The sequence below is a fragment of the Sandaracinus amylolyticus genome (assembly GCF_021631985.1).
Classification (GTDB): domain Bacteria; phylum Myxococcota_A; class Polyangia; order Polyangiales; family Sandaracinaceae; genus Sandaracinus; species Sandaracinus amylolyticus_A.
Map to the genome: position 1 here is coordinate 7,415,171 of NZ_CP070225.1, position 18,587 is coordinate 7,433,757.

The window sequence follows — 18,587 nt, forward strand, 5'->3', positions numbered from 1 at the left end:
GTGAGCTCGGAGCCAGTGCTCGGGTCTGCCGTCATACGTCGCGTCGCAACGACCTCACGTCGGTGAGAGTACTATGCTCCTCCCGCGCAGGGACCCGCGATGTTCGAAGTCACGTTCCTCGGCCACCAGGGCTGGCAGTTCTCGACCGGCCGCACGAACGTGCTCCTCGATCCGCTGCTCTGCGATCGCTTCGGGCACGACCCGCGCGGCCACGCGTTCGACGTGTTCCCGCCGCGGCGCGTCGATCTCGCGGCGTGCCCGCCGATCGACGCGGTGCTGTTCAGCCACGAGCACGAGGACCACTTCCACGTTCCGTCGATCGAGCTGCTCGATCGACGGATCCCGATCTACCTGTCCGCGCGCTCGTCGTCGGCCGCGCCACGCCTGCTGCGCGAGCTCGGCTTCGAGGTGCGCTCGCTCGAGCCGGGCGAGCCCTTCGCGCTCGGCGACCTCGGCATCCTGCCGCTGCCGCAGGCGTCGCTCGGGGGGAGCCACCCCGGCGAGTGGGACTCGCTCGCGCTCGTCGTCGAGGATCGCGGAGGGCACGGCTCGTTCTTCACGACGGTCGATCACCGCCCGCAGCCCGCGACGTTCGAGCTGCTGCGGCGCCACGGCGTGCGGCCCGCGCTGATCGCCTACGCCGACAACGAGTCCGACCACTCCGTGATGTTCCCGTGGGCCGCGCCGAGCGGCGACGGGACGGCGGCGCTGGCCGCGGAGCTGCGGGCACTGCTCGAGCGCGTGGTCCCGCGCGACCTGCGGCCCGAGGCGCTCCTCCTCTGCGCGAACGGCCTCGCCCCGCGCGGCGAGCTCGCGTGGATGAACGAGTCGATCTTCCATCGCGATCCCCGAGCGGCGTGCGGGCAGCTCGGACCGCCCTTCGCGGCGCCGCTCCCCGGCGAGACGATCACGCTGAGCGGGCGGCGACGGAGCGACGCGCGACGCTCGCCGTGGATCGAGGCGCTGCCCGAGCGCGCGTGGCCGGCGCGCGGGAGCGGCGCGCGGCCGCACGCGCCCTTCGGCCCCGCCACCGGCGTGGCGTGCCTCGACGACACGTCTCGCGGCGCGCTGGAGCGCGCGCTCGGCGAGCTCGCGCGGTTCCTCTACGCGTCGCCGCTCTTCTGCGAGCTCTACCTGCTCGACGCGACGGCGACCGGGGGGCGGCGGCCGACCTTCGCGCTCGAGCTGCTCGAGGAGGGCGGGAGCACCGTGTGGATCTGGGATCCCCCGGGCTGCCGCTTCGTGCGCGAAGCGCTCCCGAGCCCCGAGCGCTCGGTCGTCGCGGGGGCGCGCTGCTGGGCGAGCGATCTGCTCGCGGTGCTCGAGGTCGAGATGCCCGCGGCGTCGCTCACGATGGGCCGCCTCGCCGCGTGGAACGCCGCGCCCTCGGCGCTGCGCTTCGACCTCGCGAACGTGCTGCACGTCTACTGCCACCCGCTGCGCGCGCCCGATCGCTTCCTCGCGCTCTACCGGCAGCTCGTGCGCGGCGCCGCGCCGCAGGTCCGCGCCGCGGGTCAGGGCTGATCGGAGGCGGGGAACGTGTAGACCCAGTGGCGGCCGACGCGCGTGCCGACCGCGCCCGCGGCCTCGAGGTGCTCGCGCCACTGGCGGGTGCGCGCGTCGTCGCGCAGCGCGTACGTCGCGTCGCGACGCGGCTCGTGCTCCTCGGGGTGGAAGAGCAGCCCGGCGTGCGCCACCGCGCCCATGAGCTGCTGGCGCTGCCCGTTGCGCGGGTCGAGATAGCGCTCGGTCTCCCACGCGATCGCGGCGTTCGCGAGCATGTACACCTCGTCGATCGGCACGTGCAGGTCGTAGCGGGCGATCGGCAGGTCGACGTAGAGCGGGCGCCCCGACTGGTAGAGGCCGCGGGCGCGCATCTCGGCGACGAGCTCGTGGTAGCCGAGGTGCTGCGTGCGCTCGCGGACCGTGTCGTCGGTGAGCTGCCACCCGAGCAGCGCGACGGAGGCGGAGCCGAGCAGCGCGAGCGCGAGCTCGCGCCGCCGGAGGAGCACGAGCACCACCGCGGCGACCACGACCGCCGCCACCGCGGCGCCCGCCGGCAGGACCGAGGCGCAGAGCAGCGAGAGCACGCCCGCGGCGATCCACGGTGCGCGTCCGTCCGACGAGAGCGCGGCCGACGCGAGCACCGCGAGCACCGGGAGCGCGGCCACGTAGTAGCGGGGTGAGCTGTCGAACCCGAGCAGGTCCGCCACCTGGAGCGCGGTCATCACGCCGTAGACCGCGACCACCGAGGCCAGCAGCGGGACGAGGCGGCGATCGCGAGCGCCGGCGGCGGCGAGCCCGAAGACCGCGAGCACCGGCGCGTTCGAGAGCAGGCCGTCGCGCAGGTTGTGGAGCGCCTCGAGCGGCGTCGGGGCGCGCCAGGTGCGGATCTCGGGCGGCAGCCCCGCGGGGTTGGGGAAGTCGTTGTAGAGCCAGAGCGCGTCGCGGTGGTAGAGCGCGCCGGCGAGGCCGTAGAGCGCGGGGACCGCGAGGATCGCCGCGAGGAAGCGCAGGTCGCGGCGCGCGTAGAGATCCCACGCGCCGAACACCAGCGTCAGGGCCGCGAGCTCGTTGCGCACGAAGAAGAGCATGCCGAGCACCACGGCGGCCGCGGTGCGCCGCTCGGACGCGTAGAGATAGAGGAAGAGCGCCGCGAAGAACGCGCCGTCGGAGTTCGGGTAGCCGTTCGAGGCCGCGATCGTGAAGCTCAGGCTCCCGGCGAGCGCCCAGCCCGCGACGTTCGGCGAGGAGAAGCCGAGCCTCCGCGCCGCCTCGCTCACGAGGTACACGGCGAGCGCGCCGAGCGTCGCGTGCACCATCACGTACGCGCGCACGCCGAGCGCAGCGGGCAGGACGTAGAGGACCATCAGCGCCGGCTTCGACTTCTGGAAGAAGAAGAGCGCGAGCGGCGCGTGTTGACCGGCGCGGGCCGCGTCGAGGGTGAAGACCGCCTCGTCGTGCAGGTAGCGCTGGGTGAGCGCGAGCCACGCGACGAGCACGAAGTACGCGAGCGCGAACGCGCGCGACGCCGCGGGGCTGCCGGCGAGCATGCGCACGACCGTCGCGAGGCGCGCCTCGATCACCCGCTCCGTCACACGAAGAAGCTCAGCTCGCGGGTCGCGGGGTCGACGAGCGCGCAGGCGTGCACCTGCACGCGCCGGCGGCGCGACCCGTCCACCCGCGTGACCTCGTGGAAGCCGTGCGCGTCGAAGATCACCAGATCGCCGGGCGCCGGCTGGTGCTCGACGCGCTCGACGCCGCGGAGGCTCGCCGCCGCGGCCTCGGGGTCGCGCCAGGGCTGCTCGTTGCGCGCCACGTCGGTCGCGAAGCGGCGGTAGACGACGAAGTGCCCGCCGGAGTCGGGCCGCTGGAGATAGACGTTGTAGTTCAGCCGCCGCGGGAAGCGCGAGAGCGCGCTCGGGCGCTCGCGCTCGTACCAGTCCACGTGCGGCGGGCCGACGGCGCTGCGGATCGCCCAGACCGTGTCGGGGTTGTACGTGCGGTCCTCGCCCTCCGACGACGGGACCTCGCGGAAGCCGTGGGCGCGCCAGGCGTCGCGCATCTTCTCGAGCGGATCGTCGCCGCCCGCGAAGAGCGCCCGCACGCGCGGCGCGTCCGCGGCGGCGTGCGCGAAGTACGCGGCGGGATCGCTCGAGTCCACGAAGAGCTCGACCGGCTTCGCCAGCGCGTCGAAGCACATCGGCCCCATGCGCAGCTCGCGGTGCTCCGGCAGCTCCTCGATCGCGCGCGAGAACCGCGCGACGACCTCGTCGCACCAGGCCGGATCGAGAAAGCGCGGGACGTGCACGTACGGCACGCGGCGATCGATCAACGCGTCGAGCGCTGCGGGGCCCAGGCGATCGACGACGAGAGGCTCCCACGGGCTTGCATCACTCATCTCGACGGCGGGATGCTAACAGCGGGGCACGACGCGAGTCTCCCCGGATCGTCCCCACTCTCGCGCTCGATTCGCGGCGCCGAGCATCGGCGGCGCACCTGCATGGCCACCCACCTACTGGCAGTCCACCAGGACACGAACGCGAACGCCGCGCTCTTCGAGGACGGCAAGCTGATCTTCGCGGCGGCGGAGGAGCGCTTCACGCGCGTGCGCTTCGCGGGCGGGCGCCCCGCTCGGACGATCCGCGCGCTCGCCGAGCGCTACTCGCTCGGGTCCGGCGACTTCGACGAGGTCGTCGCCGGCAACCGCTATCACTTCCTCCCCGAGACCCCGCTCGCAGCCCTCCTGCCGCGCGGCGAGTACGACTTCTTCAGCCCCACCTACAAGGCGTATCTCGAGCTGCACGAGGCGCTGTGGCGCGCGCCCGAGCTCGGCTCGCTCGCGGCCGGCGTGCACCGCGCGCTGCTCCGCCGCCGCTATCCGGCCCTCGCCCACGTCGCCGATCACCACACCGCACACGCGTACTCGGCCTATCTCACGTCGGGCTTCGACGAGGCGGTCGCGATCACCGCCGACGGCTTCGGAGACGGCGCGTCGGCGAAGGTCTTCCGCTGTCGCGGCGCGCGCTGCGAGCTGCTCTACGGCTCGAGCGCGACGCGCTCACCGGGGCTCTTCTACGGCGAGATCGCGCGGCTGCTCGGCATCAACGTCGCGCTGGCGGGCAAGGTGACCGGCCTCGCCGCACACGGCGACGCGCGGAAGGCGTACGGCCTCGTCTCGCAGCTCTTCGCGCTCGCGCCCGACGGCCGCAGCTTCGAGGCGCCGCCGCTGCGAGCTCGGCGCCGCAATCGCTCGCCCTATGCCGAGCTCGCCACGATGGACAAGGCGGACGTCGCGGCGGCCGCGCAGCGGCGCCTCGAGGACGTCCTGCTCGGGTTCGTCGCGCGCGCGCTCGAGGAGGTGGGGCCCTCCGACGTGGTCCTCGCGGGCGGGACCTTCGGCAACGTCCGCCTCAACCAGAAGATCCTCGACGTGCCCGGCGTGCGCCGCGTGTTCGTGCACCCCGCGATGAACGATCAGGGCATCGCGGTGGGCGCCGCGCTCGAGCACCTCGCGCTCACGGGGCGAGCTCGGCCGGCGCGCCTCGACCACGTCTACCTCGGGCCCGACTTCTCCGAGGACGAGTGCGCGCGCGCGCTCACGAGCGCCGGGCTGCGCTTCCGCGAAGAGCGCGACATCGAACGCACCGCGGCGGAGCTCCTGACGGCGGGGCACGTGGTCGCGCGCTTCGCGGGCCGGATGGAGTACGGGCCGCGCGCCCTCGGCAACCGGAGCCTGCTCTACCGGAGCGACGAGCCCGGCGCGAACGACTGGCTCAATCGGAAGCTGCGCCGCACCGAGTACATGCCCTTCGCGCCGGTCACGCTCGCCGAGCACGCCGAGGCTCGCTACGGCTCGCTCGAGCGCTGCGCCGACTGCACGCGGTTCATGACCATCGCGCTTCCCTGCACCGACACGATGCGTCGCGAGTCGCCGGGCGCGGTGCACGTCGACGGGACCGCGCGCCCCCAGGTCGTGCACGAGGAGGACAACCCCTCGTACTACCGACTGCTCCGGCTCTTCCACGAGCGCACCGGCAACCCCTCGCTGATCAACACGTCGTTCAACATGCACGAGGAGCCGATCGTCTGTACGCCGGACGACGCGTGCCGGGCGTTCCTCGCGGCGGGGCTGCCCTACCTCGCGATGGAGCGCTTCCTCGTGGTCGCTCCGGGCGTGCGCTTCCCCGACTGATCGATTCAGCGTGCGGAGCACGTGGACGGGAGGCTCAGGGCTCGAGCGCGATCGTGACGACGCCGATGTTCGTGCCGACGAAGAGCGAGCGACCGTCGCGCGAGAGCGCGACCATCCGCGGGTAGCGCCCGACCGGCCAGCGCTCGAGCTCCTGCAGCGACGACGCGTCGATCGCCGCCACGAAGCCGCCGAGGAAGTTCGCGAGGTAGAGCCGGCGTCGCGCGGGATCGAACGTGATCGCGCGCATCCCGAACCCGGTGAACGCGGTCTGCAGCAGCGCGCCCGAGTCGTAGTCGAGCACCGCGGTGAGCCCGAGGTTCGGCACGTTCATGTACGCGCGGCGGCCCGCCGGATCCCAGTCGCAGCCCCACGTCATCGTGATCCACGCGAGCGGCGTGTCGGCGCCGAGCGCCCGCAGTCGCAGCGGCGCGCCGCGCACCGCGGGGAGCATGAAGAGCCGCCCGTCGATGCGGCTCACCGGCCCGCCCGAAGTGCAGAGCAGGCCCTCGTGGCGCGCCGCGTCGTAGCGCACCGCGCCCGCGCCGAAGATCGGCGCGCGCACCTCGGGCTCGGCGCGCAGCGTGTCGACGTGGATCGGCACGAGCTCGCCGCCCTCGTCGGTGATCCCGTACGCGTGCTCGTCCTCGGGGTCGTAGATCAGCTCGCCGACGCTGCCGTCCTGCATCGCGATCGCGCGCGGCTCGAAGGGCCCCGAGAGCGGCAGCTCGTAGAGCTTGCCTCGATGCGGCTGGCCTCCGCCGGGGCGCGGCCAGCGGCCCCAGCTCGCGACGAGGAGCCGATCGCGCGCGGCGTCCTCCACGATCCCCTGGGCCTTGCCCTCACCGAAGCAGCGCGCGGCGGGAGAGCCGATCCGCCACTCGCAGATCGCCCCGCTCAGCGGTCCGTCGGGGTGACCTTCTCCGTCGAGCGGCAGCGCGGGCTGCGTCGTCACCACGAGCCGCTCGCGATCGGGCAGCTCCCAGACGACGCGCGGGTAGCGCCCGATCTCGATGGTCTCCCCGGGGCGGCAGTCGCGCAGCGCCGGCGTGGTCGGGAGCACGACGTCGACCGCGGGATGCGCGACCGCCTCGAGGTAGTCGTCGCAGCGCGCGTAGAGCTCCTGGATCCGCCAGCCCGCGAGGCAGAGCGTGATCCACGCGCCGAGCGGCAAGAGGAAGGGCACGCGCGCGTGCCGCCAGGAAGGCCGGCCCGTCACGACCGCCGCCCCCGCGAGCGCCGAGACCAGCAGCTTCGCCCACCACGGCACCGTCCACGCGAGCAGCGTGCCCCACGCGAGCGCGGCGTACGCGAGCAGCGCGACGAGCGGCGCGAGCGCGGCACCAGCGAGGAGGCCGGCGACGCGGAGCGCCGGGCGCGCGCGGTGCTGGAGGTCGGCCACCACGCGCAGCGCCGTGACCACGGCCGCGACGACGACGAGCTCCGTCGTGCCGTACATCGAGCGGACGAACACCAGCGCGAGCGCGGCGCCGACGAAGAAGAGGGCGAGCGTCGAGACCCGCGCCGGCAGCGAGCGCGGGAGCGGCGGACAGAGCAGCGCCCGCAGGCCGCGCGGCGCCGGCTCCTCGCGATGGCGGCCCGACGGCGGAGGATCGGAGCGCACGGCGCCGCGAGTCTGTGCGAGGGGCGCGCACGCGACAAGCGAGCGACCGTGTCAGCAGCCCGTTGATCAATCGGTGCGAAGCACCGATGAGCAGAAGGGCTGGTGCGGCGGGAGGGGCCCCGAGCCGGCTTTGCCGGGCGGGGGAGGGGCTGCGCGCAGCCCCTCGAAAAGAGGGGCAGCCTGTTGAGCGATCGATCAACAGGCTGTTAGCGTCCGGAGCGGACGTGACGACGGCAGCATCATCGGCACCCAGCGCCGGCACACCGCTCGCGCTCGCGACGGGACGCCGTGCAGACACTCGCACCTGGAGCGCGGTCGTGCTCGGCACGCTGCCGGGCGCGCTCGTCGCGCTGCTCGCGCACTGCGGCTGGCTCGACGAGCAGGTCGCGCTCGCGCTCTTCGTGCCGAGCTTCGTCGGCCTCAACGCGATGCACATGGCGGCCACGTGGTCGCGCGTCTACCTCGCGCCGGGCTTCGCGGCGGAGCGCCCGATCGAGCGCGTCGCCGTGCCCTTCGCGCTCGGAGCGTTCGCGCTCACCTACGAGGCGCTCGGCGGCGCCGTCGTGCTCTTCGGGGTCCAGTACTACCTGAGCCTCCACCACGGTGCGATGCAGAACTACGGCATGCTGCGCGCGAGCCGGCGTGCGCGGGGCATCGAGGTCGGCGCGCTCGGCGCTCGCCTCGATCAGGCCGCGTGCCTGCTCCCGCTCATCGCCGCGCTGACGTACCGCGCACGCGAGGTCTGCGCCGAGTACGACGCCGCGCCGATCGCCGTGCCCCCCGCGGAGCTCGTCGTCGCGCTCACGGCGGCGGCCGCGCTCGCGGTCGCGGCGTTCGTCGCGCGCGACGCGGCGGACCTGGTGCGCGGCGCACCGGTGGACGCGCTCGGCACCGCGGTCGTGCTCGTCCTCACCGGCACCTGGGTCGCGCTCCTGGTCGCGGTCGAGCACCCCGCGATCCCGTTCTTCGCGCTCGCGAGCGGCCACTACGTGCAGTACCTGTGGGCCGTGGGGCGCGCCGAGCGGGCGCGGCCGCACGCTCTCGGCCTGATCCCGGAGCGGCTGCGCGCCCACGTGCACCCCGGGCGCTCGCGGCTCGGTCACCTCGTGTTCCTCGCGACGCTCGGAGCCCTCGGCATCTCGGCGACGACGCTGATCGTGCTCGCCCTCCGCGCGACCGCGAGCGCGCTCGCGCTGAGGCCGGACGGCGCGATGCCGCTGGCGCCCTGGGGCGCCGCGATGCTCGCGGTGAACGTGCACCACTACTGGCTCGATCACCGGATCTGGCGCAGCGCTCCGCGCGCCGCCGGCGCGCGAGGTCGCGGGGAAGGATGACGATGGCGCGCCTCGTCCTGGTCACGAGCGGGCTCGAGCACCTCGGGATCGCGGCGCTCGCCGCCCACGCGCGGGCGCTGGGGCACGACGTGCGCATCGTGTACGAGCCCAAGCCGTTCTCGTCGAACTCGGGGCCCGACAACGCGCTGCTCGCGCGCCTGCTCGAGCCGACGCCCGAGGAGACCGCCGCGAAGATCGCCGCGCACGCGCCCGACGTGGTCGGCTTCTCGTCCTACACGATCACGCACGGATGGAGCGTCGAGGTCGCGCGTCACGTGAAGCGCCAGCTCCGCGTGCCGATCGTGTTCGGCGGACCGCACGTCCAGGGCTCGCCCGCGCACGTGCTGCGCGAGCCTTCGATCGACGCGGTCGTCGAGGGCGAGGGCGAGGGCCCGCTCGCCGATCTGCTCGCGTGCGTCGAGAAGGGCCGCTTCGGGCGCGCCGACGTGGCGAACGTGTGGTTCCGCGATCCGAGCGGAGGGCCTCCGATCCGCAACGCGCTGCGCCCGTTGATCGAGGACCTCGACGTGCTGCCGTGGGCCGACAAGCGCGGGTTCTACGAGGCGGTGCCGGCGTTCGAGCGCGAGTTCTACGTGATCTCGCGGCGCGGCTGCCCGTACCGCTGCAGCTTCTGCGAGTACAGCGTGTTCCCTCGGCAGTACCCGGGACAGAAGCCGGTGCGCCGCCGGTCGGTGGGCGACGTGATCGCCGAGCTCGCGGCGTGGAAGCGCCGCGGGGTCATGCGGAAGGTGTTCTTCTGGGACGCGATCTTCACCCTCGATCTCAAGTGGATCGAGGAGTTCGCCGACGCATACGCGCGGGAGATCGCGCTGCCCTTCGAGTGCTACTCGCACCCGCAGGTGATGACGCGCGAGATGGCGCGCGCGCTGGCCCGTGCCGGCGCGGCGATGGTGCGCGTCGGCGTGCAGACGGTGAACGGCGACACGCTCGCCGAGGTCGATCGCCGTGGTGGCCCCGAGCGCGTCGAGCAGACGATCGCCCACCTCCGGGACGCCGGGATCCCGTACGCGCTCGATCACATCCTCGCGCTGCCCGGCGAGGGCCTCGACGATCAGATCGCGGCGCTGCGCTTCTACAACCGGGTGCGGCCCCAGCGCGTGTACACGCACTGGATGACGTACCTCCCGGGCACGACCGCGCTCGAGCGAGCGCGCGACGACGGCTCGCTCTCGGAGGCCCAGGTCGAGCGCATCCTGACCGGCGATCAGACCGACGGGTTCGAGGCGCCGCGCGTCCTCGACCCCTCGCGACGCGGCGAGCTCGACGACATGGCGCGGCTCTCGGTGGTGCTCGATCTGCTGCCGGTCCTGCCGCGACGCACCGTCGACTGGCTGATCGAGTCGCGCGCGTACCGCTTCGTCCCACGGCTCTACAACGTGCGCAGCGTCGCGCAGGTCGTGACCGGGCTCGCGGGCGACGTCGCGCTGCGCGAGCGCACCTCCACGATGCTGCTCGGCATGATGCAGAGCGCGCGCCTGGTCGCGAGCGCGCCGAAGTCGCCGAGCGAGTGGCCGGGGCGCCCCGCGCCGCAGACCGAGACCGCGACGCGGCCTCGCGCCCGCCTCCGCGTGCTCTCGAGCGGCTGACGCTCGAAAGAGCGTCGAACATCGGCTCGCCCGCCGGTCCCTACCGTCCGCGCGCTCCCGTCCGGGACCACCGGGACGAGCACTCACTCCAGCGCGTGAGCGATCCGTCGCCGCACGATCTTGCGCAGGATGCGCGCGCCGTCGCGGAACGAGCCGAGATCGCTCGTGCCGTACGAGCGCGCCATGCGGCGCACCGGCACCTCGATCACCGGCCTTCCGGTCTCGACCGCCGAGAGCAGCAGATCGACCTCGATGTCGTAGCGCGTCGCGGAGAGCGAGATGCGATCGAGGAAGCGCCGGTGGAACGCGCGGAAGCCCGCCTGGGTGTCGGTCAGTCGCACTCGATAGAGCGCGTTGAGCACCTCGGTGAGCGCGCGGTTGCCGAAGCGATTGAGCGGCGTGATCGCGCCGTCGCCGAACGTGCCGAGGAAGCGCGATCCCACGACCATCACCACCTCGTCGCGCAGCGCCTCGAGCAGGAGCGGGATGTCCTCCGGCGCGTCCTGTCCGTCGGCGTCGAGCAGCACGATCACGTCGCCGCGCGCCTCCTCGAGCCCACGGCGCAGCGCCACGCCCTTGCCGCGGTTCGGCGTCAGCGTGATCACCCGTGCGCCCGCGCCCGCGGCGAGCGCGCCGGTGCCGTCGCGCGATCCGTCGTCGACGACGATCACCTCGTCGAGCCCGGGCACGCTGGCGCGACAACGCGCGACGACGTCGGCGATCGTGCCCGCTTCGTCGTGCGCCGGGAGGATGACGGTGGTCTTGCGGTCTTCCATGAAAAGCGGGCCACCATGCTACGGTTCGCGCGCATGGCAACCGTCGCGCTGATCCGCCCGCCGAGCGTGGTCACGCGGTTCGCCCTGACACTGAGCCAGACGCCGCCGATCTCGATCGCGTACCTCGCTGGCAGCCTGGTCGAAGGTGGCCACGACGTGCGCGCGATCGACGCGGTCGGCGAGGCGCTCGATCACACGTGGCAGGGCTATCGGCCCGACATCCAGTGCAACGGCCTCGAGCTCGACGCGATCGTGCAGCGCGTGCCCGACGACGCGCGGCTCGTCGGCATCTCGTGCATGTTCTCCAACGAGTGGCCGGTGGTGCGCGCGCTCATCGCCGCGATCGCGCGGGCACGACCGAGCGCGACGATCGTGCTCGGCGGCGAGCACGCGACCGCGCTGCCCGACGCATGCCTCCGCGACGCGCCTGCACTTGCGGCGTGCGCGCTCGGCGAAGGCGAAGAGACCGTCGTCGAGCTCGCGCGGGCGATCGACGAAGGTCGCGATCTCGCGAGCGTCCCCGGGCTCGTGGTGCGATCGCCGCTCGGCCCGCGCCGCACCGCACCGCGTGCGCGCATCCGCGACATCGGCGCGATCGCGCGCCCTGCGTGGCACCTCACGCCGCTCGAGCGTTACCTCGAGCGCGGCCTCTCGTTCGGCGTCGATCGCGGGCGCACCGTGCCGATGGTCGCGACCCGCGGCTGCCCGTATCGCTGCACGTTCTGCTCGAGCCCGAGCATGTGGACCACACGCTACGCGATGCGTGCGCCAGAGGACGTCGTCGACGAGATGGAGTCGCACGTCGATCGGGTGGGCGCCGACGCGTTCGACTTCTACGACCTCACCGCGGTCGTCAAGAAGAGCTGGATCCTCGCGCTCTGCGATCGACTGCGACGACGCGGCCTCCGCATCACCTGGCAGCTCCCGAGCGGCACCCGCAGCGAGGCGATCGACGGCGAGGTCGCGCGCGCGATGCACGACGCCGGATGTCGCAACGTGAGCTACGCGCCCGAGAGCGGATCGCCGCGCACGCTGAAGCGCATCAAGAAGCAGGTGCGCCTCGATCGCATGCTCGACTCGATGCGCGCCGCGGTCGGCGCCGGGCTCAACGTGAAGGCGAACCTGATCCTCGGCTTCCCCGAGGAGACGCGCGAGGACGTCGCGCACACGCTCTCGTTCGCGGCGCGCATGGCGCAGGTCGGGGTGCACGACGTCTCGGTGTGGACCTTCGTGCCCTACCCCGGCTCCGCGCTCTTCGACGAGCTCGTCGCCGCGGGCACGCTCGGCCCGCTCGACGACGACTACTACGCGTCGCTGCTCTCGTACTCGGATCTCGCGAAGGCGCGCTCCTACGACGCGCGGATCGGCGATCGCGCGCTGCAGCGTTATCGCCTGCTCGGCCTCGCGACGTTCTACGGCGCGAGCTTCGCGCTCCATCCGACGCGACCGCTCGGCACCGCGCTGCGCCTCCTTCGCGGAGCATCGGCGCGGGGGCGCTACGAGTCGCGCGCCGAGATGTCGCTCGCGAGCCTGGTGCGCCGCGCGACCGCGCGCACCGCCGACACGACGCGCCGTCCCGCGGGATGACGCGTGACGATGTCGCTCACCGCCTTGTCGAGCCGCGTCTCCTGTCGTCCGGTCACGACGCTGCGCGCGACGTCGATCACCCGCCGCGGCCGGTGCACGAACGAGCGCCCGTAGAACTCGGCCATCGCCTGCCAGCGAAAGCGCGCGATCGCGCGCTCGTCCATGTGCTCGCACCACGACGCGCTCGCCGAGAGATCGGAGTAGCAGCCGAGCGCGTCGAAGTACGCATCGTCGAGCGGCCCGATGCGCCCCTTCGCGACCAGCGCGCGGAAGTCCTCGGTGCCGGGGTACGGACAGAACGGCGTGACGTTCACGTCGTCGATCCCGATGCGCGCGAGCTCGCGACAGAAGCGCACCGTCTGCATCGCCTCGGCGGCGGTCTCGTCGGGGAACCCGACGATCAGGTTCGCCTTCACGTGCAGTCCCGCGGCGACCGCGTCGCGCATCGAGCGCTTCATCACGTCGAGCGAGATCTTCTTGCGCACCCGCTCGAGCACCGCGGGCGAGCCGCTCTCGGGCGCGTACGCGAGGTTCGTGCAGCCGGCGCGGCGCAGCCAGGTCGCGACCTCGTGATCGATCGCCTCGCTGCGGGTGCCTGCGGGGATCTGCCAGGTCACGCGCAGCCCCCGCTCCACGATCTTCCGACAGAGCTCGAGGATCCAGTCGCGCCGAATGACCGCGGTCAGATCGTAGAAGTCGAAGTTGCGCGCGCGGTAGCGCTCGACGCCGTCGAGCATCTCGTCGAGCACGTCGTCGGGAGAGCGCGCCGACCACTTCGTGGTCCACATGGTCGGGCTCGAGCAGAACGTGCAGCGATACGGGCAGCCGCGCGTCGCGAGCAGCGGCACGCTGCGCCCGCGATCGACGCCGTAGCCGAGCCCGTTCGCGAGGTACGCCTCCATCGGCACGAGATCCCACGCCGGCCGCGGGATCGACGTGAGATCCGCGATGCGGCGACGACCGGTGGTGCGCGTCGGCCCGCCCTCGGCGCGGATCACGAGGCCCGGGACGGTGTCGAGCGACGCGCCCTCGGCGATCGCGTACGCGAGCTCGATGATCGTCTGCTCGCCCTCGCCGAGCGCGCACGCCGCGACGTGAGGGCACGCTGCGAGCGCGTGCTCGGGCAGCGCGGTCGCGTGCTCGCCGCCGAGCACGATCGGGACGCCGGGATGGCGCCGCGCGATCGCCTCGATCGTCGCGCGCACCAGCGGCCACTCCTCGGAGAACATGCAGCTCACGCCGATCAGCATGGTGTCCGCGGGGATGGCGGCGGCGATCGCGTCGTCGTCGATCCCCACCCGCAAGAAGCCGCCGCGCGTGATCACCCGGAAGGGATCGAGCCCGACCGCGTCGACCAGCGTGACCGGCACGTCGTGCGCGCGCAGCGCTCCCGCGAGCGACGCGACGCCGAGCGGTGGGCACGCGAGCGTCACGTGGTTGCCCGCCGCCATCTGCATCGGGCCGCGCACCAGCGTCACGCGCCCCGCGCGCACCGGTGTTCGTAGCTGCACGAGCCGCGGCGTCATCGCTGCCGAGAATGCCACGGTGTCTGTATGCTGCGGAGGTGCGCTCGTTCCTGCACGTCGTCGGTGCGCGTCCGAACTTCGTGAAAGCGGCGCCGGTCTTGGGCGCGCTCGCGAGCGCCGGCGCGACGCGGCAGCACGTGCTGCACACCGGGCAGCACTACGACGCGAGCCTCTCGAGCGACGTCGCGCGCGACGTGGGCCTGCCGCCGCCCGACGTGCACCTCGGCATCGGCGCGGGCTCGCACGCGAAGCAGATCGCGGCGGTGATGATCGGCGTCGAGGAGGCGTGCGCGCGCCTCGAGCCCGATCTCGTCATCGTCTACGGTGACGTGAATTCGACGCTCGGTGGCGCGCTCGGCGCCGCGAAGGCGGGCATCGCGGTCGCGCACGTCGAAGCCGGGCTGCGCTCGCGCGATCGCTCGATGCCCGAGGAGCTCAACCGCACGCTGGTCGATCACACCAGCGAGTGGCTGTTCGCGACCGACGAGATCGCCGCGAAGAACCTGCGCGACGAGGGCCTCCCCGCGTCGCGCGTGCACGTCGTCGGCAACGTGATGGCGGACGCGCTGCTCGCGGCGCTCGGGGAGCGAGCGCGCGAGATCGGCGAGCACGCGATCGTCACGCTGCATCGCCCGGAGAACGTCGAGTCGCGCGAGGTCCTCACCGCGCTGGTGAGCGCGATCGTCGAGCTCGGCCCGCGGGCGATCTTCCCGGCGCATCCCCGCACCCGCGCGCGGCTGCGCGAGGCCGGGCTCGACGTCGTGCTGGAGCGCGCCGGTGTGACGCTCCGCGAGCCGTTGCGATACGTCGAGATGGCGCGCCTCCTCGATCGCGCCCGCGTCGTGATCACCGACTCCGGCGGCCTCCAGGACGAGAGCGCAGTGCTCGGCGTTCCCTGCGTGACGGTGCGAACCACGACCGAGCGACCGCTCACCGTCGCGTGCGGCTCGAACCACGTCGCGGGCACCACGATCGACGCGGTGCGCGCCGCGATCACGCGCGCGCTCGCAGGGCCGATGCGCACCGGCGCCGCGCCGCCGCTCTGGGATGGCCGCGCTGCGCAGCGAATCGCGCGCGTTCTGATCGACTCCTGACGAGCTCGAGTGCTCGCTGGCCCTCGCTCACGCCGGGAGCAGCTCGGCGTCGCCGAATCGATCGACGTAGGCCGCGAGCTGGGCCTGGCTGCAGCGTTCGGACAGCGCGCACACGCTCGCGTGGCGGCACGGCACGATCGCCGGGCCTTCGGCGAGGTGGAGGTGCGTCCCGCCGCGCACCATCTTCGACGACGCGCCGTGGAGCTGCGGCCGGCTCGAGGAGACGACGTCCTCGACGAGCGCCTCGCCGGCGATCGGAGCCGCGCGCCGGAGCACACACGGATGCGAGATCGCGCTCGCGAGCACGGCGAGGGCGCGACGCCGGAGGTCGGGCGGTGCCGCGACGATCGCACGCGCGAAGTGCTCCACCACGTCGGTCTCGCGCACCGCGCTGCGCGCGAATCCATCGCGCGCGTGTCGCTCGCGGTCGTCGCGCGGGTACGGCATCCGCATCCACACGGTGTCGGTTCGCTCGAGCGCGAACAGCACGACGGCGCCGATCTCGTCGACGTTCCTCGCAGTGGCGACCGTGCCCACGAAGACGCTTCGTCGCCCGCGCTCGCGCGCGACCGCGTCCACCGCGGCGCGTGCTTCCTCGAACGATCCCGGCGCCCCCGTGACCGCGTCGTGGGTCTCGGCGCGCGTGCCGTAGATGGCCACGAGCACCGTCGTGCTCGGCGGTCCGAGCTCGAACACGTCGTCTCGCACCCGTCGATCGGCGAACACACGCCCCGGCCCCGCGATCACGAGGTGCTCGAAGCCGAGCTCGCGCGCGGCTCGAACGAGATCGAGGATGCCCGAGTGGCTCATCGGATCGATCCCGTCGAGCTGCACCGACCGGATGCCCTGCTCGCGCGCGAGGCGCATCGTCTCGCGCCACCGCGCGACCTCCACGGCGCCGCCGTCGGACGGCGCGCGCTGCAGCTTCACCGTGCAGAACGAGCACTGCTGGTGACACTCCGAGCGCACGTCGAGCACGAGCGGGCCGTCGATCACGCGCGGAGCCCGATCGACCTGGTCCTGCGGCGCACCGGCCGGAGGCACGAGGCCCGAGCGAGCCGCCAGCGAGAGGACGAGCGCGAGCGTGCCGATCGTCCGCGCGGCCGGGAGCGGCACCGTTCCGGAGTGCGTCTCCAGCGAGAGCGCGAGCGGGCCGGCCACCACGAACGCGTGCGGGCTCGACCACGGAGGTGCCGCGACCAACGAGAGCCGGGCGCCACCGTCGCCGACGAGGACGATCCGCGCAGCGCCCGGCAAGAGCCCGGATCCCTGCTCGCTCCCCACGACCGACTCGACGCGATGCACCGTCTCGCCCGACACGACCCGTCGATCGACGAGGAGCGCCGCGAGCGACGCAGCGAGATCGGAGGCGCTGATCGCCTCGCGCCCAGGCTCGGGCGACCAGCCGTGCAGCGCAGCTTCCAGTCGCCGCGTGTCCATGCTCTCGTCGAAGAGCAACGTGTGCGGGAAGTTGCGGGTGATGATCGCGCTCCATCGCGCTTCCTCGGCGAGCACCGCCTCGAGCGCCTCACGCGCCCCGGCCGTGTCCTCCTCCGCGTGCAGGATTCCGGCGCGGGTCCGCGCACCACCGCGCGCACGAGGATCGTCCGCGTCCCTCGCGAGCCGCAGCACCGCGCGATCGCCGCGCCTCACCTGCTGCAGCGTGACCCGCACCGCGCCCGCGACGTCTGCCGCGAGGCCGACCACGCCCCACTGCCCGAACACCGGCGCCGCCACTCGACGTTTCTATCACTCTCAGCGAGCGATCACGCGCCCGACGATCTCGAACGCCTCCGCGGCCTCGCTGCGGATCTGCGATCCGCGCACCTTCGCCAGCGCGCGCGCGACGGCGCCGTCGACGTAGGGGCGCCCATCGCGGCGCTGCGAGGCGTACGCCTCGATCATCCGCGCCTTCGCGTCGATCGCGAACGGCGAGAGCGCCACGTAGTACGTCGCGCGGAACGTGCCGAGATCGTTGTTCGGGAACTCGCCGCCGAGCACCGTCGCGTGCGCCTTGAGCGCGCGCTGCGCCTCGGCCGCGACCTGCTGGTGATCCTGGTTCGTGTCGCTCGGCGCGTGCGTGACCACGAGGTCGTACCCATCGCGCAGCCGCTCCATCGCGCCGTAGATCTCGGCACGCCGCGCGACGAACGAGCCATCACACGCCGCGAGCATCGCGCCCGAGTGATCGACGATGCGGGTCCCGGTCTGCTCGCTCAGCCACGCGAGGTTCGAGCGCATCTCCTCGCGCGACTGCGCCGCGAGCGCGCCCTCCAGCACCCCGCGATGATCGCTGAAGACGAGCACGCCGACCTCGCACCGCTCCTCGCACGCCCGCGCGAGCAGGCCCCCTGCGAAGAGCTCCACGTCGTCGCAGTGCGCGCCCACGAAGAGCACACGCCGCGGCAGCGTCATACGAGCCCTTCGGCGCGCAGCCACGCGACGGTCGCGCGCAGACCTTCTTCCATCGGCGTCGACGGCACCCACCCGAACGTCTCGCGCAGCCGGGTCACGTCGGCGGCGCGGCGCACCACCCGATCCCAGCTCCGTCGCTCGCCGAGCACGATGCGCTCGCGGCTCGCGTCGACGAGCCTCGCGATCGTCTCGGCGACCACCCGCACCGAGGTCTCGACCCCGGTCGCGACGTTCGTCGTCGTGCCCGCCGCGCGCGGCGCATCGAGGAGCACGCGCACCACGTCGTCGACGTACGTGAAGTCGCGCGTCGCGCCCTCGCCGAAGAGCGTGATGCGCCCATCCGGGCGATGCAGCGCGTCGATCATGTTGGGGATCGCGTTGCGCCAGGGGTCGGGCACGTCGCCCGGCCCGTACACGTTGAAGAGCCGCAGCACCGCGTGGGCGAGGCCGGAGCGCCGCACCAGCTGCTCGCCCGCGAGCTTGGTGCGCGCGTACGGCGTGCCCGGCTCCATCGGCCCGTCCTCGCGGAACGGCGGCGCGACGTCGCCGTAGGACGACGAGCTCCCCGCGTAGACGAAGAGCCCGCAGCCGCGCGCCTTCGCGTGCGCGATGACGTTCGCGGTGCCGCCCACGTTCGTCGTCTCGTCGAGCTGGGGGTACGCGACCGAGCGCGCGTTCGCGAACGACGCCGCGAGGTGATAGACGCGATCCCACGCGCCGCCGGGCAGCCGCTCGAGGTCGTCGGCGATGCGGATGTCGGCGTGCACGCGCTCGACGGCGCCCGCACCGAGCAGCTGCCAGCCGCCGCAGCCCGAGAGGTTGTCTGCGACGACCACACGATGGCCTTCCGCGGCGAGCGCGAGCGCGAGCCGCGATCCCACGAACCCCGCGCCACCGGTCACCAGCACGTCCACGCGCAGAGCATGCCGCGC

The 18,587-nt window shown here is 73.2% G+C and carries 14 protein-coding genes; 6 read left to right on the top strand and 8 right to left on the bottom strand.

Annotated features, from left to right (window positions below; translation table 11 throughout):
* Positions 1-99 precede the first annotated feature (99 nt).
* Positions 100-1,524, top strand: coding sequence for an MBL fold metallo-hydrolase (locus I5071_RS31365; RefSeq protein ID WP_236516938.1), 1,425 nt, complete (start codon positions 100-102; stop codon positions 1,522-1,524).
* Here I5071_RS31365 and I5071_RS31370 read toward each other — a convergent pair.
* Both I5071_RS31370 and I5071_RS31375 read right to left on the bottom strand, forming a co-directional pair.
* Entirely contained in the window at positions 1,515-3,098 is a 1,584-nt protein-coding gene (locus tag I5071_RS31370) for a hypothetical protein (protein WP_236516939.1), read from the bottom strand. The genes I5071_RS31365 and I5071_RS31370 overlap by 10 nt on opposite strands.
* Complete coding sequence (locus I5071_RS31375) at positions 3,095-3,901, bottom strand: 2OG-Fe(II) oxygenase (RefSeq protein WP_236516940.1); 807 nt, start codon at positions 3,899-3,901, stop codon at positions 3,095-3,097. The genes I5071_RS31370 and I5071_RS31375 overlap by 4 nt, the downstream gene beginning before the upstream one ends.
* 102 nt (positions 3,902-4,003) lie before the next feature.
* Between I5071_RS31375 and I5071_RS31380 the strand changes: the two genes are divergently transcribed.
* Positions 4,004-5,695 (top strand): carbamoyltransferase C-terminal domain-containing protein, encoded by a 1,692-nt coding sequence (locus tag I5071_RS31380; RefSeq protein ID WP_236516941.1) that lies wholly within the window; start codon positions 4,004-4,006, stop codon positions 5,693-5,695.
* 34 nt (positions 5,696-5,729) lie between these two features.
* Here I5071_RS31380 and I5071_RS31385 read toward each other — a convergent pair whose 3' ends face one another.
* Complete coding sequence (locus I5071_RS31385; protein WP_236516942.1) at positions 5,730-7,316, bottom strand: YncE family protein; 1,587 nt, start codon at positions 7,314-7,316, stop codon at positions 5,730-5,732.
* Between the two features lie 317 nt (positions 7,317-7,633).
* Between I5071_RS31385 and I5071_RS31390 the strand changes: the two genes are divergently transcribed.
* Together I5071_RS31390 and I5071_RS31395 are read left to right on the top strand one after the other, a co-directional pair.
* Positions 7,634-8,650, top strand: coding sequence for a hypothetical protein (locus I5071_RS31390; protein WP_236516943.1), 1,017 nt, complete (start codon positions 7,634-7,636; stop codon positions 8,648-8,650).
* Positions 8,651-8,652: 2 nt separating this feature from the next.
* The gene (locus I5071_RS31395) at positions 8,653-10,257 is read left to right on the top strand and encodes a B12-binding domain-containing radical SAM protein (protein WP_236516944.1); all 1,605 of its coding nucleotides are present in this window, start codon (positions 8,653-8,655) and stop codon (positions 10,255-10,257) included.
* An 83-nt stretch (positions 10,258-10,340) separates the two neighbouring features.
* On the opposite strand, the gene I5071_RS31400 is transcribed toward I5071_RS31395, so the two are convergent.
* Positions 10,341-11,033, bottom strand: a complete 693-nt coding sequence (locus I5071_RS31400) for a glycosyltransferase family 2 protein (RefSeq protein ID WP_236516945.1) — start codon at positions 11,031-11,033, stop codon at positions 10,341-10,343.
* A gap of 33 nt (positions 11,034-11,066) precedes the next feature.
* On the opposite strand from I5071_RS31400, the gene I5071_RS31405 reads away from it, so the two are divergent.
* A complete protein-coding gene (locus I5071_RS31405; RefSeq protein ID WP_236516946.1) occupies positions 11,067-12,620 on the top strand; it encodes a B12-binding domain-containing radical SAM protein in 1,554 nt (517 codons plus the stop codon).
* On the opposite strand, the gene I5071_RS31410 is transcribed toward I5071_RS31405, so the two are convergent.
* On the bottom strand, positions 12,530-14,164 hold the full coding sequence (locus I5071_RS31410; RefSeq protein ID WP_236516947.1) for a B12-binding domain-containing radical SAM protein: 1,635 nt from the start codon (positions 14,162-14,164) through the stop codon (positions 12,530-12,532). The two genes, I5071_RS31405 and I5071_RS31410, sit on opposite strands and share 91 nt — an antisense overlap.
* A 20-nt stretch (positions 14,165-14,184) precedes the next feature.
* Here I5071_RS31410 and wecB point away from each other — a divergent pair, with 20 nt between their 5' ends.
* Positions 14,185-15,240 carry a non-hydrolyzing UDP-N-acetylglucosamine 2-epimerase gene (gene wecB, locus I5071_RS31415; protein WP_236516948.1) on the top strand — a complete coding sequence of 352 codons (1,056 nt, stop codon included), beginning with the start codon at positions 14,185-14,187 and terminating at the stop codon, positions 15,238-15,240.
* Between the two features lie 27 nt (positions 15,241-15,267).
* Here the strand turns inward: wecB and I5071_RS31420 are convergent, their stop codons facing one another.
* From I5071_RS31420 to I5071_RS31430, 3 genes are read right to left on the bottom strand one after another with little or no spacing between them, the layout of a single operon-like run.
* Positions 15,268-16,977, bottom strand: a complete 1,710-nt coding sequence (locus I5071_RS31420; RefSeq protein WP_236516949.1) for a radical SAM protein — start codon at positions 16,975-16,977, stop codon at positions 15,268-15,270.
* An 18-nt stretch (positions 16,978-16,995) separates the two neighbouring features.
* A complete protein-coding gene (locus I5071_RS31425) occupies positions 16,996-17,655 on the bottom strand; it encodes a PIG-L deacetylase family protein (protein ID WP_236516950.1) in 660 nt (219 codons plus the stop codon).
* Positions 17,652-18,569 (bottom strand): NAD-dependent epimerase/dehydratase family protein, encoded by a 918-nt coding sequence (locus I5071_RS31430; protein ID WP_236516951.1) that lies wholly within the window; start codon positions 18,567-18,569, stop codon positions 17,652-17,654. The genes I5071_RS31425 and I5071_RS31430 overlap by 4 nt, the downstream gene beginning before the upstream one ends.
* Positions 18,570-18,587: the final 18 nt, after the last annotated feature.

Bases quoted from the DNA above. Each gene is read 5' to 3' on its own strand.
- I5071_RS31395 (WP_236516944.1), top strand. From the start codon at position 8,653: ATGGCGCGCCTCGTCCTGGTCACGAGCGGGCTCGAGCACCTCGGGATC.
- I5071_RS31380 (WP_236516941.1), top strand. From the start codon at position 4,004: ATGGCCACCCACCTACTGGCAGTCCACCAGGACACGAACGCGAACGCC.
- I5071_RS31365 (WP_236516938.1), top strand. From the start codon at position 100: ATGTTCGAAGTCACGTTCCTCGGCCACCAGGGCTGGCAGTTCTCGACC.
- I5071_RS31375 (WP_236516940.1), bottom strand. From the start codon at position 3,901: ATGAGTGATGCAAGCCCGTGGGAGCCTCTCGTCGTCGATCGCCTGGGC.
- I5071_RS31400 (WP_236516945.1), bottom strand. From the start codon at position 11,033: ATGGAAGACCGCAAGACCACCGTCATCCTCCCGGCGCACGACGAAGCG.
- I5071_RS31425 (WP_236516950.1), bottom strand. From the start codon at position 17,655: ATGACGCTGCCGCGGCGTGTGCTCTTCGTGGGCGCGCACTGCGACGAC.
- I5071_RS31405 (WP_236516946.1), top strand. From the start codon at position 11,067: ATGGCAACCGTCGCGCTGATCCGCCCGCCGAGCGTGGTCACGCGGTTC.